We start from the raw sequence: 14,448 nt of genomic DNA, 5'->3' as shown, positions 1-14,448 counted from the left end.
GAGAGTTGCAACGTCGGGGTTGCGGGTGAGCTGAGAATTCGGGCTCACGTGCGAGACTAGGTAACCATGAGCGACCCACGGATCACCTCGTCGATCTTCACCCGCGGCGCGGTCGACCTCAGCACACTGCGCGGCCCCGCACCAGCCAGCTCCCGCCCCGGCACGCCCCCACAGGGCGGCCCGTCCAACGGCGCACCCGCCGGCGGTAACACCGCCATCGTCGACGTCACCGAGGCGACCATCCAGTCCGACGTGCTCGAACGGTCGATGGCCATGCCCGTCGTCGTGTTCTTCGGCGCCGCCGGCTTCCCGGAGAGCGACGAGTTCGCCCCGGTGTTGGAGCGACTGAACGCCGAGGGCGGCGGCAGCTGGGTGCTGGCACGGGTCGACGTGCAGGAAAATCCGCGCATCGCCCAGATGTTCCGGGTCCAGGGCATCCCCATGGTCTACGCGGTCGTCGGCGGCCAGCCGGTCGACGCCTTCTCCGGGGTGGTGCCCGAGGCGCAACTGCGGCAGTGGCTCCAGGCCGTGCTCAAGGCCGGCGGCGTGACGGTCGCCGAGCCGGAGGACCCCCGCCTCGACGAGGCGGACGACGCGCTGATGAGCGGTGACCTCGACGCCGCCGAGCAGGCGTACCGCAAGATCCTCGCGGACGCGCCGGCGGACGCGGCGGCGACGGCCGGTCTGGCCCAGGTCGGGGTGGCCCGCCGGGTGGCCGGAGCGGACCCCGCCGCCGCCCTGGCCGCCGCCGAGAGTGCCCCCGACGACGTGGCCGCCCAGCTGCTGGCCGCCGACATCGAGGTGCTCAGCGGTCTCGCCGAGCAGGCCTACTCCCGGCTCGTCGGTCTGGTCCGGCGCACCGCCGGCGAGGACCGCGAGACGGTGCGCCAGCACCTGGTCTCGCTCTTCTCCATCGCCGGCCCGGACGACCCGGCGGTCGCCTCGGCGCGTCGGGCCCTGGCCAGCGCCCTGTTCTGAGTTCGTAGCACGCCAGCGCGGGCCGGCGCTCCGGCCGGCCCGCCCGACCACCGAGGACGGGAGCTCATGATGCGCCGGATCGCCGTCCTCGACGCGCCGACAAACCTTGGCCTGCGGCCGCCGACGCCCACGTCCGTCCCCGGCTGCGCCAAAGCTCCCGGCGCGCTGCGCGACCACGACCTGCTGCCCCGGCTGCGGGCCCGCGACGCCGGCTGCGTCACCCCACCCCGATACGACCCGGGCGACTGGCGGCCCGGCGACGGGGTCTGCCACGCCCGGGAGATCGCCGACTACTCGCTGGCGCTCGCCGAACGGATCGGCTCGATCATCGACCGGGGAGAGTTCCCGGTCGTGCTGGGTGGCGACTGCTCGGTGCTGCTCGGCTCGGCGCTGGCCATGCACCGCCTCGGCGAGGCCGTCGGCGGGCGGATCGGGCTGGTCTTCGTCGACGGGCACTCCGACTTCCGGCACCCCGGCAACGCCTCCTACGTCGGCGCCGCCGCCGGCGAGGATCTCGCCCTCGTCACCGGGCGAGGGCAGGCCGACCTGGCCGCGCTGGAGGGACGCCGACCCTACTTCCGCGACATCGACGTGGTGGTGCTCGGCATCCGCGCCCAGGACGAGTACCGGCTCGACCTCCAAGCCGCCGGGATCACCACCCGCCCCGTGCCCGCGCTAAGGGCCGAAGGCGCCGCCCGCACGGCCCAGTGGGCGCACGAGCAGCTCGCCGACTGCGCGGGCTACTGGGTGCACATCGACGTGGACGTGCTCGACCCCGCGGTGATGCCCGCCGTGGACGCCCCCGACCCGGGCGGTATCGCCTTCGCCGAGCTGGAGATCCTCCTCGCCGGCCTGGTCGACACCCCGCACTGCCTCGGCGTCGAGCTGACCGTCTTCGACCCCGACTACGACCCGGACGGCTCGTACGCCGCCGAGATCGTCAACACGGTGGTCGCCGGCCTGGCTCCGGTCACCGCCCCGGAGGCGGTGCCGCCCCGACTGCTGTCGGCCCGACCCACGCCCGCCCCTCGGCGTGGCGCTTCCGCCGACCGTGTGGAGCGGTCCGCCGGGGTGGACGCGGGGCGGTCCGGTGGGGTGAACGGGCTCGACGCTGTGGGGCGGCTCGACGCTGTGGGTCTTGCCGCCGGCTCCGGTGACGGGATGGCTGATGCCGGCAGGGACGGCGCGGTCGAGGCGGAGCAGTCGGGTATTCCCGGACCTGCCCACGCCGAGCCGTCCGGGGTGGCCGCTGTGCTCCCGGTCGCGGTCGAGCGCGAACCGGTCGGCCCGCCCGCTTCGGCCGGCCCGGGTCTGCTCCGGCGAACCTCGCCGCCCGCCCAGGACTCCTCCGGGTCGAACTCTGCCCGCGACAATGGCGCAGATCTACACGAAGCCGACACCGCCTGAACTGCCCGCGATCCGTAGGCCGCTGATCGACTCGCGTTCATTGAAGTCGGGGTATCCGATGGTGCCGGATAGCGCGGTTTCACCGAACGCGAGTGGATCGGAGCCGCCTCTCGGCGGCGCAGTCGGCCGTCTATCGGCGGTGGCCGCCTGGAGCCGGGTTGATCGACACGAGATCGGCGATGTCGGGGTGTCCGGGTCGTCGGAAACCGCCACATCGCCGATCTCGTGTCGATCATCGCTGCCCGGGGCCACCGCTCGGAGTGGCCCCGTGGAGTGGCGCAGCCCCGACGAGGTCGAGGTCGAGGTCAGGCCGCCGGGAGGTCGAGGTCGAGGTCAGGCCACCGGGAGGTCGAGGTCAGGCCGCCGGGAGGGCGCGGAGGAAGCGCTCGGCGATCGGCACGGCCGAGGCCGTGCTGGCACCGCCCTTCTCCACGAACACGGCGAAGGCAACATCGCCCCGCCACCCCACGAACCACGCGTGGGTATGGGCCGGGTTGTCGTCGTACTCGGCGGTGCCGGTCTTCCCGTAGACCTCACCCGGCACATCCTTGAGGGCGCTGCCCGTGCCGGAGGTGACCACGTCGCGCATCATCGACTTCAGCGCGGTGACCGATTCCGGCTTGAGTTGCTCGCCGGCCGGGGCGGGCTTGGCCGGCGCCGGGTCGAGCACCAGCTTCGGCTGTTCGAAGCGGCCTCGGGCGACGGCAGCGGTGGCACCGGCCATGGCCAGCGGGCTGACCAGCGTGGTGCCCTGCCCGAACGAGGCGGCGGCCTGCTCGGCGAGGCTGCCGCCCGTCGACACCTTGCCGGTGAAGGCGTCCGCGCCGATGTCCCACTGACCCTCCAGGCCCAGCGAGCGGCCGGCGGCGGCCAGCCCGTCGCCGCCGAGCTTCGGGGCGAGCGAGGCGAACGCGGTGTTGCAGGACTTGGCGAAGTCGGTGCGGAACGGCACCGAGCCGAGCTCGAAGTTGTCGGAATTCTTGAAGGATCGACCGTCCACGGTGAAGGTCTTCGGGCAGGCCACCGGCCCGTCCAGAGTGACCGCGCCCCGATCCAGCAGGCCCAGTGTGCTGACCATCTTGAACGTGGAGCCCGGCGGCACCTGGGCGTTGAAGGCGAGGTTTTCACCGGCCGGCCCGGGGCCGTTCGCCGCGGCGAGCACCGCGCCGTCGCTGATCCGGACGGCCACCAGAGCGGATCGGCGGGACTCGGCACGCAAGGACCCGTCGGCCGCGTTCTGGACGGCGGTGTCCAGCGTGGTCTTCAGTGGCTGGCCGGGCTGCGGCTCCCGACGGAACAGCTCCGCGCCGGTCGGCTCCAGCTTGCCGCCCTCGATGGGACGCTCGACCACCACGGTCAGCCCCGGGCCGCCGCGTAGCCGCTCGTCGTAGCGGCCCTGCAACCCGCCGTGCCCGACCAGGTCGCCGGCGACGTACCGGTCCGGGTGCGCGGCGAGGTCGTCCGCCTGCGCCGGGTCGACGGTCCCGAGCACCGCCCGGGCGAACTCCCGGGTCGGTGCCAGGTCGACCTTGCCGGAGATGAACTTGGTGCCGGGCAGGTCGTAGATCCGGGGCTTGATCTGGAGGTACGCCTCCTCGCGCAGCGACACCACCTCGACGAAGGCACCCGGCTCGGCCTCGGCCACCCGCTTGGGCAGGTCGCTCAGGTCGACGGCGGGGACCAGCGCCGGACGGATCGCCTTGAACGCGGCGTCGAGCTCCTTGACGAGGGCCTTGATGTCGGCGACCCCGTTGGGCTGCACACCGACCCGCACCACCGGGCGGGGAGTCACGATCGGGTTCCCGGCGCTGTCCAGCACGCCGGCCCGGGCACTGGCGTCGCGGCGCAACGCCATCCGGTCACCCTTGGTGAGCTGCTCGTGCACCACCCGTGGCTCCCAGATCACCTGCCACTGGTCGCCGTCGCTCTGGGCGAGGCGTACCTCCCGGTCGTACGTCCAGCGGGTCTCACCCGGCAGGGTCCACTCCACCTGGACGGTAGCGGTCGCGATGTCCGCCGTGACCTTCGGCTCGCCGCGGCGCGTCAGTTTCGGCGGGGTGGCCGCCAACTCACCGGAGAGCTCCTTGATCTCGCGTGTCACCTCGGCCGACGGCAGCTTGCTGCCGGTCGGGTCGATCAGGCCGACCGCCTGGAGGTCACCACTGCGCCAGCCGGAGAGGAACGCGTCGACGGTGCGCTCCGGCCCGTCGTCACCCGAGCAGCCGGCCAGGACACCCGCCGTGAGCGCCGCGGTGGTGAGGGCGGCAATCAGACGGCGGGCGTGGTTCGGCCGGTGGGGCCGGGGGTACGACAACGGCATGGAGCTGGTCCTTCCGATCTCAGAGTGCCCCCGCACGGTAATACGCGAGCGCCGTCCCCAACGTCCCGCAGGAGCGCGAGCGCGGCCAAAGACGGGCCGGGCCCGTGTGATGAACATCGCGTGGCGGGGTATCCCGCAGCCGGCCAACCTCGGACCCGCAACGGGTGAAAGGACAGAGTCCCGATCCGGACGTCTGGCTAGTGGTCCGCCGACGAAGGCGCAGAACGGCAGGGCCTAGGCTGGGCGGCAGAGTGACCCACAACGCGGTGGGTCGAGGGGAGTGGCACCGATGGACCGGCGTCCGGCGATCAAACCGGAACCCGACCTCCGGCAGGATGACTCCGGCCGGGACGACGACAGCTTCGATTCGGCGACCGACGGGGACGGCTACGGCCGGCTCGACGTGGGAGTGACCGGGCTGACCGGGTCGAGCATCGACACCATCTACGATCTGGGCCTACCGACTGAGGTGTTGGCCGACGACGTGGAGGACGCCGAGCTCGACGAGCCCGTTCCCAACGCGGAGCGTCTGGTGGCCCAGGCTGTCGCGCTCGCGGGAGACGACCACGACGCGGCGACACTTGTCGGCCGTTTCTGGCGCTTCGCGCCGGATGAGGAGTTGGTCGGGTTCACGGCCGAGGAGATGCTCGACGCGGCCCGGGCGCACCGGGACCTCGCCCAGCAGCGGGTTCCTGGCGAGTTGAAGCTGCGGATCCACGAACCGCACGCCGACCAGCACCACACGGTCGTCGAGATCGTCACCGACGACATGCCGTTCCTGGTCGACTCGGTGACCGCGCTGCTCAACTCCTACCACCTCGACGTGCACCTGCTGGTGCACCCGCTCGTGGTGGTCCGGCGAGAGCCGCTGGGCCGACTCACCGAGGTTTCCGCGGACGTGGAGCCGGATGATGCGATCAGCGGCGACATCATCGAGAGCTGGATGCGGATCGAGATCGACCCGGTCCGGGACGTGTCCGAGCGGGAGCGGCTGCGCCGTGAGCTGCAGCGGGTGCTCACCGACGTCCGGGAGGCGGTCGAGGACTGGCCGAAGATGCGTCAGCGTGCCCTCGCGCTCGCCGACGAGCTGGCGTCGACCCGCACCTCCGACAACCGTCCGCCGGTGCCGGAGAAGGACATCACCGACTCGGTGGAGTTGCTGCGGTGGCTCGCCCACGACCACTTCACCTTCCTCGGCTACCGCGAGTACCGGCTGGTGGACGCCCCCGGGGGTGACACGACCGACCCGGTCGACGGCAAGGCCCTCGAAGCGGTGCTCGGCACCGGCCTGGGCATCCTGCGCTCCGACTCGCCGGACGCGCGGTCGCTGTCGTCGATGACGCCCGAGGCGCACGAGAAGGTGCTGGAGAAGCGCCTGCTCATCATCACCAAGGCCAATTCGCGGGCGACTGTGCACCGCTCGGCCTACCTCGACTACATCGGCTTCAAGATCTTCAACGCGGCCGGCGAGGTGATCGGCGAGCGGCGTTTCCTGGGCCTGTTCTCCACGGCCGCGTACCGGACCAGCGTCCGGGAACTGCCGGTGGTACGCCGCAAGGTGGCCGAGGTGCTGGACCGCTCCGGCCTGAGCCAGCGCAGCCACTCCGGCAAGGATCTGATCCAGATCCTGGAGACGTACCCGCGCGACGAGCTGTTCCAGATCAAGACCGACGACCTGTACCACGCGGTGATCGGCGTGCTGCGCATGGCCGGGCGTCGGCAGTTGCGGGTGTTCCTGCGTCGGGACGCATACGGGCGGTTCATCTCCTGCCTGATCTACCTGCCCCGGGACCGGTTCACCACCCAGAACCGGCTGCGCATGCAGGACATCCTGTTGCGCGAGCTGAACGGCGTCGGGGTGGACTACACCACCCGGGTCACCGAGTCGATGCTCGCCCGGGTGCACTTCATCGTCCGCACCGACCCGAGCCGGCCGCCGGGCGACATCGACGCCGACCTGCTGGCCGAGGAGCTGGCCGACGCGACGCGGCTCTGGGACGACGACTACCGGTTGGTGCTGGAGCGCAAGCTCGGCGACGAGCAGGCCAAGCACCTGTTCACCCGGTACGCCGACGCGTTCCCGGAGGGTTACAAGGACGGGCACACGCCGTACGAGGCGATGAAGGACCTGGCGAAGCTGGAGCTGCTGGAGGAGCCCGGCCAGCTGGAGATGCACCTGTTCCGCAAGCAACTCGCGCCCCGACCGGGCACCCGGGTACCCGGTGCGGACCTCGCCGAGGCCATGGACGTCCGGTTCAAGGTCTACCGGTACGGCGAGCCGATGATGCTCTCCGCCGTGCTGCCCGTGCTGCACTCGCTCGGCGTACGCGTGGTCGACGAGCACCCGTACGAGGTGGACCGGATCGACGGTCGGGTCTACCTGTACGACTTCGGCCTCATGCTGCCGGAGGGGCACCACGAGCTGGCCGAGGTGCGCCCGCACGTGGAGAACGCGTTCGCGGCGGCCTGGCGCGGCGAGGCCGAGGTGGACCGGTTCAACGAGTTGGTGCTGCGCGGCGGTCTGACCTGGCGGCAGGTGGTGGTGCTGCGGGCGTACGCGAAGTACCTGCGGCAGGCCGGCACGGTCTTCTCGCAGGACTACATGGAGCAGACCTTCATCGCGTACCCGAAGCTCGCCGCGTTGCTGGTGGAGCTGTTCGAGACCCGATTCGCGCCGGGCGAGCAGACCAACGAGCAGCGGCAGCAGCGCAGCGGTGAGCTGGTGGAGACGATCCGGGGCGCGCTGGACGACGTGGCCAGCCTCGACCAGGACCGGATCCTGCGCTCATACCTGACGGTGATCGAGGCGACCCTGCGGACCAGCTTCTACCAGAAGCGCGCCGACGGGCGGCCCAAGGCGTACGTGGCGTTCAAGCTGGACCCGCAGGCCATTCCGGACCTGCCGGCGCCGCGACCGAAGTTCGAGATCTTCGTCTACTCGCCGCGCTTCGAGGGTGTGCACCTGCGGTTCGGGCCGGTGGCCCGGGGCGGGTTGCGCTGGTCGGACCGTCGGGAGGACTTCCGGACCGAGGTGCTCGGCCTGGTCAAGGCGCAGATGGTGAAGAACACCGTGATCGTGCCGGTGGGCGCCAAGGGCGGCTTCGTGTTGAAGCAGAAGCCGGGCGACCGGGACGAGGCCGTCGCCTGCTACCAGGAGTTCGTCGGCGCGATGCTGGACGTCACCGACAACATCGCCAGCGGGCAGATCGTGCCACCCGAGGACGTCGTCCGGCACGACGGCGACGACCCGTACCTGGTGGTGGCGGCCGACAAGGGCACGGCGACGTTCTCCGACATCGCCAACGAGATCTCCAAGGCCCACAACTTCTGGATGGGCGACGCGTTCGCCTCCGGCGGTTCGGCCGGCTACGACCACAAGAAGATGGGCATCACCGCCCGCGGCGCCTGGGAGTCGGTCAAGCGGCACTTCCGGGAGCTGGGCCTGGACACCCAGACCCAGGACTTCACAGTGGTCGGCGTCGGCGACATGTCCGGGGACGTGTTCGGCAACGGGATGCTGCTGTCCGAGCACATCCGGCTGGTGGCCGCCTTCGACCACCGGCACATCTTCCTCGACCCGGAGCCGGACGCGGCCACCTCGTACGCGGAGCGGCGGCGGCTGTTCGAGCTGCCCCGTTCCTCCTGGGAGGACTACAACCCGGAGCTGATCTCGGCCGGTGGCGGCATCTTCCCGCGTACCGCGAAGTCGATCCCGATCACGCCGCAGGTCCGGGCGGCGATCGGCCTGGGCGACGACGTCACGCAGATGTCGCCGCAGGACCTGATGAAGGCGATCGTCACCGCTCCGGTGGATCTCTTCTGGAACGGCGGCATCGGCACCTACGTCAAGGCGTCCAGCCAGACCAACGCGGAGGTGGGCGACAAGTCCAACGACGCGATCCGGGTGGACGGGCGCGACCTGCGCTGCCGGGTTGCGGGCGAGGGCGGAAACCTGGGCTGGACCCAGCTCGGCCGGATCGAGTACGCGTTGACCGGTGGCCGGATCTACACGGACTTCATCGACAACGCGGCCGGGGTGGACACCTCCGACCACGAGGTGAACATCAAGATCCTGCTGAACACCGCTGTTGCCGACGGCGAGTTGACCATGGCCGACCGGGACGAGCTGCTCGCCGGGATGACCGACGAGGTCGCGGAGCTGGTGCTGCGGGACAACTACGACCAGGCTCGGGCGATCAACAACGCCCAGGCCCAGGCCGCCTCGCTGCTCCCGGTGCACCGCCGGATGATCAACGAGTTGGAACGTTCGGGTGGGTTGGACCGGGCGTTGGAGGCGTTGCCGCCGGACGAGGAGCTGGCGGTGCGCAGCGAGTCCGGGCTGACCGCGCCGGAGTTCGCGGTGCTGCTCGCGTACGTGAAGATCGTCCTGGAGCGGGAGATCCTCACCGAGGGGTTGGCGGACGAGGAGTGGACGACCGAGGTCCTGGTCAACTACTTCCCGACGCCGATGCGTGAACGGTTCGCCGAGCGGATGGGCCGGCACCGGCTGCGCCGGGACATCGTCACCACGGTGCTCGTCAACGAGGCGATCAACCGGGGCGGCATCTCGTTCATCTTCCGGGTGGTCGAGGAGACCGCGGCCAGCGCCGCTGACGTGATCCGGGCGTACGTGGTGGTCAGCGAGGTGTTCGGCCTGCGTGACCTGTGGGACGCGGTCGAGGCGCTGGACAACAAGGTGGCGCCCGAGTTGCAGACGAGTGTCTACCTGGACACCCGTCGGCTGCTCGACCGTGCGGTGCGGTGGCTGGTCTCCAACCGGCGCTCGCCGATCGACGTGCCGGCCGAGATCTCCCGGCTGCGCGACGGTGTCACGCGGTTGTTGCCGGGGCTCGAGGAGCTGTTCTACGGCAACGAGCGGCAGGGCATCGCCGCGCACATGGACTCGATGACCGAGCGTGGGCTGCCCCGCGAGCTGGCCGAGCGGGCGACCCGGCTGATGTACAGCTTCGGTCTGATGGACGTGGTGGAGACCGCCAACTCCAGCGGACGGGACGTCAGCGAGGTGGCCTCGGTCTACTTCGTGTTGTCCGACCTCTTCCGGGTGGACTCCCTGCTGTCGAAGATCTCCCTGCTGCCTCGGGAGGACCGCTGGCAGACGCTCGCCCGGATGGCGCTGCGCTACGACCTGTACGCCGCGCTGGCCGCTCTCACCGCCGAGGTGCTCGACTCCACCCCGGACGACCTGCCGCCGCACGAGCGGGTGCAGCAGTGGGAGCAGTCGAACGCGACCTCGATCCACCGCGCCCGTCGCGCGATGGGGGAGTTCGACGAGTCGCGGGCGGATCTCGCCGCCCTCTCGGTGCTGCTGCGCCAGATCCGCACCCTGGTGCGGACCTCCGCGGCCGCCTGAGTCAGGTACGCCGGACGCGGTCCGGCCGATCGGGTCGCCCCGATCGGCCGGACCGCTCTCGTTCGTCGCCGGTCACGCCGCCAGCGTGGCGAAGACGACGATGTTGTCCGGATAGCTCTTGGCGACCTCGTCGAACTGACCGCCGCAGGTGACCACCCGCAGGCTGGGCCGGTCGCTCGGTCCGTACACCAACTCGGTGGGGAAGGCCGTCTTCGGGTACGACGTCACCGAGTCCACGGTGAAGGTGGCGGGCACGCCGTCGGTCCGTCGCACCGTGATGGTGTCGCCCGGGACGAGAGCGCCCAGGTCGAAGAAGACGGCCGGGCCGAGCACCGCCGAGTCCACATGCCCGACGATCACCGCGTTACCCGTCTCGCCCGGGCTGGCGCCCGGCTCGTACCAACCGGCTTTGTCGGCTTGGTCCAGCGGGGGGACCTGGACGGTGCCGTCCGGGTTGGTGCCCAACGACATGATCGTCGCGGCGACGCCGATCCGGGGAATCTCGATGGTGGTCGGCGCGGAACGCGCCAGCCCGGCCGGGGCGTCCCCGACCGGCTGCCCGTCGGTCGGGACGTCGTTCGGGGCGTCGTCCGGGGTGGTCGCCGGTCGGGAGGCCTCGGGGCCGGCCTGGGCCAACGGCTGCGGCGGTCGGGGAGCGGGCGTGGTCTTCAGGGAAGCGCCGATCATGCCAGCGCCGATCATGGCCATGGTGACGACGACGGCCGCGCCGGCGGCACGCCACGGTTTCCCGTGACGGCCGCCGGCCCGTGTCGTCGTCACGTCAGACGAGCGAACCATCGGTCCGCCGACGACGCATCAGCACGATCCCGCCCAGCGCGGCAGCGCCGAGCAGGCCCGCCCCGCCGGTGGCCAGGCCACGGTCGGTGCCGGTGCTGGCGCCACCGTCACCACCGTCGACACCGCCGTGCGGCAGCACGACGAGCTCGCCCTCGCCGCACGAGCCCTTGAGCTCGTAGCGACCCGGCTTGGCGTCCTTGTCGACAGTGGCCTCGCCGTAGTAGACGAACTCGCGCTCCTTGTCCCAGCTGCGCTCGTCCGAGCCACGGTCCTCGGAGTCCCAGCCCTTGTCCGAGCCGTAGCTGCCGTGCTCGTCCGAGCCGTACTCGTCGGAGCCGTAGCTGCCGTGCTCGTCCGAGCCGTACTCGTCGGAGCCGTAGCCCTTGTTCTCCCAGCCCCTGTCCGAGCCGTACTCGTCGGAGCCGTAGCTGCCGTGCTCGTCGGAGCCGTACTCGTCGGAGCCGTGGCCCTTGTTCTCCCAGCCCTTGTCCGAGCCGCGCTCGTCCGAGCCGTGGCCGTTGGACTCCCAGTCCTTCTTGCCTTCGTCCTTGGACTCCCAGTCCTTCTTGTCGCGGCTGTCGTCCGCGTCCTGGCCGTGCTCCTCGCCCTTCCAGTCCTTGCCACCCTCGTCGCCGAGAGCGTCGGCGGCAGCGCCGCCACCCTGGCCGCCGGGCTGCGGCTTGTCCTTGCCGTTCTCGTCCTTGCCCTCGTGGTCCTTGCCCTTGTCGTCCTTGCCGTGCTCGTCCTTGCCCTTGTCGTCCTTACCGTGCTCGTCCTTGCCGTTTTCGTCCTTGCCCTCGTGGTCCTTGCCCTTGTCGTCCTTGCCGTGCTCGTCCTTGCCGTTGTCGTGGTCGCGGGAGTCCTCCTCCTCGCCCCACTCGCGGTCCTCACCCCGGTCGTCACGCACCGGCTTGAGATTGACCTTGCCGGTGACCTTGGACCACACGTACGCGTGCTCCTGCCGATCCGGGCAGATCTCGAGGAGCTTGACCTCTTCGCCGGCCTTGACCACGTGCGGCTTGGCGTAGACCTTGCCGTCGCGGTCCTTGCCGCCGTCGTGGTGACCGTCGGCGAACGCGATCCCCGGCGCGAACACCAGGAGCGACGCGCCGCCGAGCGCGGCGCCCGCTACGACCTTCCCGAGCATCTTCTTAGCCATGACCTGCGTCACTCCATCCCTGTTGTCCTGAGCCCGGCGACAACCGAGCTAAGACCGACGTTAGACCGTTTCATGACTTATGAAGTGAAAGATTCGCGTTTTGGCTTTTGCTCCAGGTAGGCGCTGAACAGGGGGTAAGCGGCCTTCGCCACTCTGAGTGGCGCCTCAGACCCCCGAGGTGTGGTCCGGGCGCGGCGCGGTCTCTGAGGCTCGGCGTGGTCCGCCGTCGCTTGTCGTCCGGTACCGCCAGGGACCGTCCCGTCAGGTGCCGACCGGGAAGGTCCGGGGGTATCGTCCGAAACGGCAACGGCGCTGAACTCTGCCCCGACGCATCGAGCCATTGCCATGGAAGCGCTCCCATGCAAGAATCGGCGAACGCGGTTCGGAGAGCCACACCGCGCAGGCAGGGAGTCGAGGGCACCGGTTCGCCGGGCGACGTCCCGCCGAAGGACCGGCCGCTGCACCGGTCGGTCACGCACCACCACCACCCTCGCCCGTCCGGGCCGGGCACCCCCCGAAATCCCGTTGGCGCCGGCGGCCGTCCGTGACAGGACGCTCACCGGGCCGTCTCGCCGGGCTGTACCTGAGCCCGGTCTCGCCCAAGGAGATCAGTGGCATGAATGTGTGGAGAAGGCTGACCGGCCCACGCCGGGCCCTTGCGCTCGCGGGCGCGGGCGCCCTGGTCGCCGGTGGGCTGGTGACGATTCCGGTTACCGCGGCGCAGGCCGCGACGCAGTGCGACATCGCGTACACGACCAACGACTGGCAGGGCGGCTTCACCGCGAACATCACCATCAAGAACCTCGGTGACCCGGTCAACGGCTGGACCCTGGGCTGGACCTTCCCCAACTCCAGCCAGCGGGTACAGCAGGGCTGGTCGGCCACGTACACCCAGTCCGGCAGTCAGGTGACCGCCCGGAGCATGTCCTACAACGGCAACCTCGGCACCGGCGCGTCGACGACCCTGGGCTTCAACGGCGCGTGGAGTGGCAGCAACCCGAAGCCGACCTCGTTCACCCTGAACGGCGTGGTCTGCAACGGTGGCACCACCACCCCGCCGACCACCACGCCCCCGCCGACCGACCCGCCGCCGACCAGCCCGCCGCCGACCGACCCGCCGCCCACGACCAACCCGCCGCCCGGCACGAAGGTCGACAACCCGTACGCCGGGGTGCGCGGCTACGTGAACCCGGAGTGGAAGGCCAAGGCGGACGCCGAGCCCGGCGGAAGCCGGGTCTCCAACAACCCCACCGCCGTCTGGCTGGACCGGATCGCCGCGATCAACGGCACGCCGGACAGCAGCTCCAACGGCGCCTTCGGGGTGAAGGACCACCTGGACGAGGCGCTGCGCCAGGGCGCCGGCTACATCCAGTTCGTCATCTACAACCTGCCCGGCCGGGACTGCTCGGCGCTCGCCTCCAACGGTGAGCTGGGCCCGGACGAGCTGCCGAAGTACAAGGCCCAGTACATCGACCCGATCGCCGCGATCCAGGGCGACTCGAAGTACAGCAGCCTGCGGATCATCAACATCATCGAGATCGACTCGCTGCCGAACCTGGTGACCAACACCTCCGGTCAGCCCGGCGGCACGGTCATGTGCGACACGGTCAAGGCCAACGGCGCCTACGTCAACGGCGTCGGCTACGCCCTCGCCAAGCTGGGCGCGATCGGCAACGTCTACAACTACATCGACTCCGGGCACCACGGTTGGCTCGGTTGGGACAGCAACTTCAACCCGTCCGCCGAGATCCTGAAGACCGCCGCTGTGGCCTCCGGCAGCACTGTCAACAACGTGCACGGCTTCATCACCAACACCGCCAACTACTCGGCGCTGCAGGAGCCGTACTTCAAGGTCACCGACAACGTGAACGGCCAGACGGTGCGGCAGTCCAAGTGGGTCGACTGGAACTACTACGTCGACGAGCTGTCGTTCGCCCAGGCGTTCCGGACCAAGCTGGTCTCGTTGGGCTTCAACTCCAACATCGGCATGCTCATCGACACCTCCCGCAACGGTTGGGGCGGCTCCGCCCGGCCCACCGGCCCGGGTGCGACGACGAGCGTCGACACGTACGTCAACGGTGGCCGCATCGACCGTCGGGCGCACCTCGGCAACTGGTGCAACCAGGCCGGCGCCGGTCTCGGTGAGCGGCCTCGGGTGGCCCCGGCCACGGGCATCGACGCCTACGTCTGGGTGAAGCCTCCGGGCGAGTCGGACGGCTCCAGCAAGGAGATCCCGAACAACGAGGGCAAGGGCTTCGACCGGATGTGCGACCCGACGTACGGCGGCAACGCCCGCAACGGCAACAACCCGTCGGGCGCCCTGGCCGACGCGCCGATCTCCGGTGCGTGGTTCTCCGCCCAGTTCCAGGAGCTCATGCGTAACGCGTACCCGGCTCTCTGACCGGAACGCTTCCA

Annotated in this window: 7 protein-coding genes; 4 read left to right on the top strand and 3 right to left on the bottom strand. The window is 70.5% G+C overall.

What is annotated here, in order from left to right; genetic code table 11:
• Window positions 1-66: 66 nt before the first annotated feature.
• Both O7631_RS32465 and O7631_RS32460 read left to right on the top strand, forming a co-directional pair.
• A complete protein-coding gene (locus O7631_RS32465) occupies window positions 67-978 on the top strand; it encodes a tetratricopeptide repeat protein (protein ID WP_278147713.1) in 912 nt (303 codons plus the stop codon).
• A 66-nt stretch (window positions 979-1,044) separates the two neighbouring features.
• Entirely contained in the window at window positions 1,045-2,385 is a 1,341-nt protein-coding gene (locus tag O7631_RS32460; RefSeq protein WP_347403532.1) for an arginase family protein, read from the top strand.
• 355 nt (window positions 2,386-2,740) lie between these two features.
• On the opposite strand, the gene O7631_RS32455 is transcribed toward O7631_RS32460, so the two are convergent.
• Window positions 2,741-4,705 (bottom strand): penicillin-binding transpeptidase domain-containing protein, encoded by a 1,965-nt coding sequence (locus O7631_RS32455; RefSeq protein ID WP_278147712.1) that lies wholly within the window; start codon window positions 4,703-4,705, stop codon window positions 2,741-2,743.
• A 289-nt stretch (window positions 4,706-4,994) separates the two neighbouring features.
• On the opposite strand from O7631_RS32455, the gene O7631_RS32450 reads away from it, so the two are divergent.
• Complete coding sequence (locus O7631_RS32450) at window positions 4,995-10,076, top strand: NAD-glutamate dehydrogenase (protein WP_278147711.1); 5,082 nt, start codon at window positions 4,995-4,997, stop codon at window positions 10,074-10,076.
• A gap of 72 nt (window positions 10,077-10,148) precedes the next feature.
• On the opposite strand, the gene O7631_RS32445 is transcribed toward O7631_RS32450, so the two are convergent.
• Both O7631_RS32445 and O7631_RS32440 read right to left on the bottom strand, forming a co-directional pair.
• Window positions 10,149-10,856, bottom strand: a complete 708-nt coding sequence (locus tag O7631_RS32445; protein WP_278147710.1) for a class F sortase — start codon at window positions 10,854-10,856, stop codon at window positions 10,149-10,151.
• 1 nt (window position 10,857) lies between these two features.
• Window positions 10,858-12,033: a hypothetical protein gene (locus O7631_RS32440; RefSeq protein ID WP_278147709.1), complete on the bottom strand. Its 1,176-nt coding sequence runs from the start codon at window positions 12,031-12,033 to the stop codon at window positions 10,858-10,860.
• Between the two features lie 616 nt (window positions 12,034-12,649).
• Between O7631_RS32440 and O7631_RS32435 the strand changes: the two genes are divergently transcribed.
• Complete coding sequence (locus O7631_RS32435) at window positions 12,650-14,434, top strand: glycoside hydrolase family 6 protein (RefSeq protein WP_278147708.1); 1,785 nt, start codon at window positions 12,650-12,652, stop codon at window positions 14,432-14,434.
• Window positions 14,435-14,448 lie beyond the last annotated feature (14 nt).

The sequence above is a fragment of the Micromonospora sp. WMMD967 genome (assembly GCF_029626165.1).
Classification (GTDB): domain Bacteria; phylum Actinomycetota; class Actinomycetes; order Mycobacteriales; family Micromonosporaceae; genus Micromonospora; species Micromonospora taraxaci.
This window is presented reverse-complemented; position numbering and strand designations above follow the sequence as displayed.

What these genes read in the sequence shown, in the direction of transcription:
- O7631_RS32465 (WP_278147713.1), top strand. Translation starts at nt 67, where the DNA reads ATGAGCGACCCACGGATCACCTCGTCGATCTTCACCCGCGGCGCGGTC.
- O7631_RS32460 (WP_347403532.1), top strand. Translation starts at nt 1,045, where the DNA reads ATGATGCGCCGGATCGCCGTCCTCGACGCGCCGACAAACCTTGGCCTG.
- O7631_RS32455 (WP_278147712.1), bottom strand. Translation starts at nt 4,705, where the DNA reads ATGCCGTTGTCGTACCCCCGGCCCCACCGGCCGAACCACGCCCGCCGT.
- O7631_RS32450 (WP_278147711.1), top strand. Translation starts at nt 4,995, where the DNA reads ATGGACCGGCGTCCGGCGATCAAACCGGAACCCGACCTCCGGCAGGAT.
- O7631_RS32440 (WP_278147709.1), bottom strand. Translation starts at nt 12,033, where the DNA reads ATGGCTAAGAAGATGCTCGGGAAGGTCGTAGCGGGCGCCGCGCTCGGC.
- O7631_RS32435 (WP_278147708.1), top strand. Translation starts at nt 12,650, where the DNA reads ATGAATGTGTGGAGAAGGCTGACCGGCCCACGCCGGGCCCTTGCGCTC.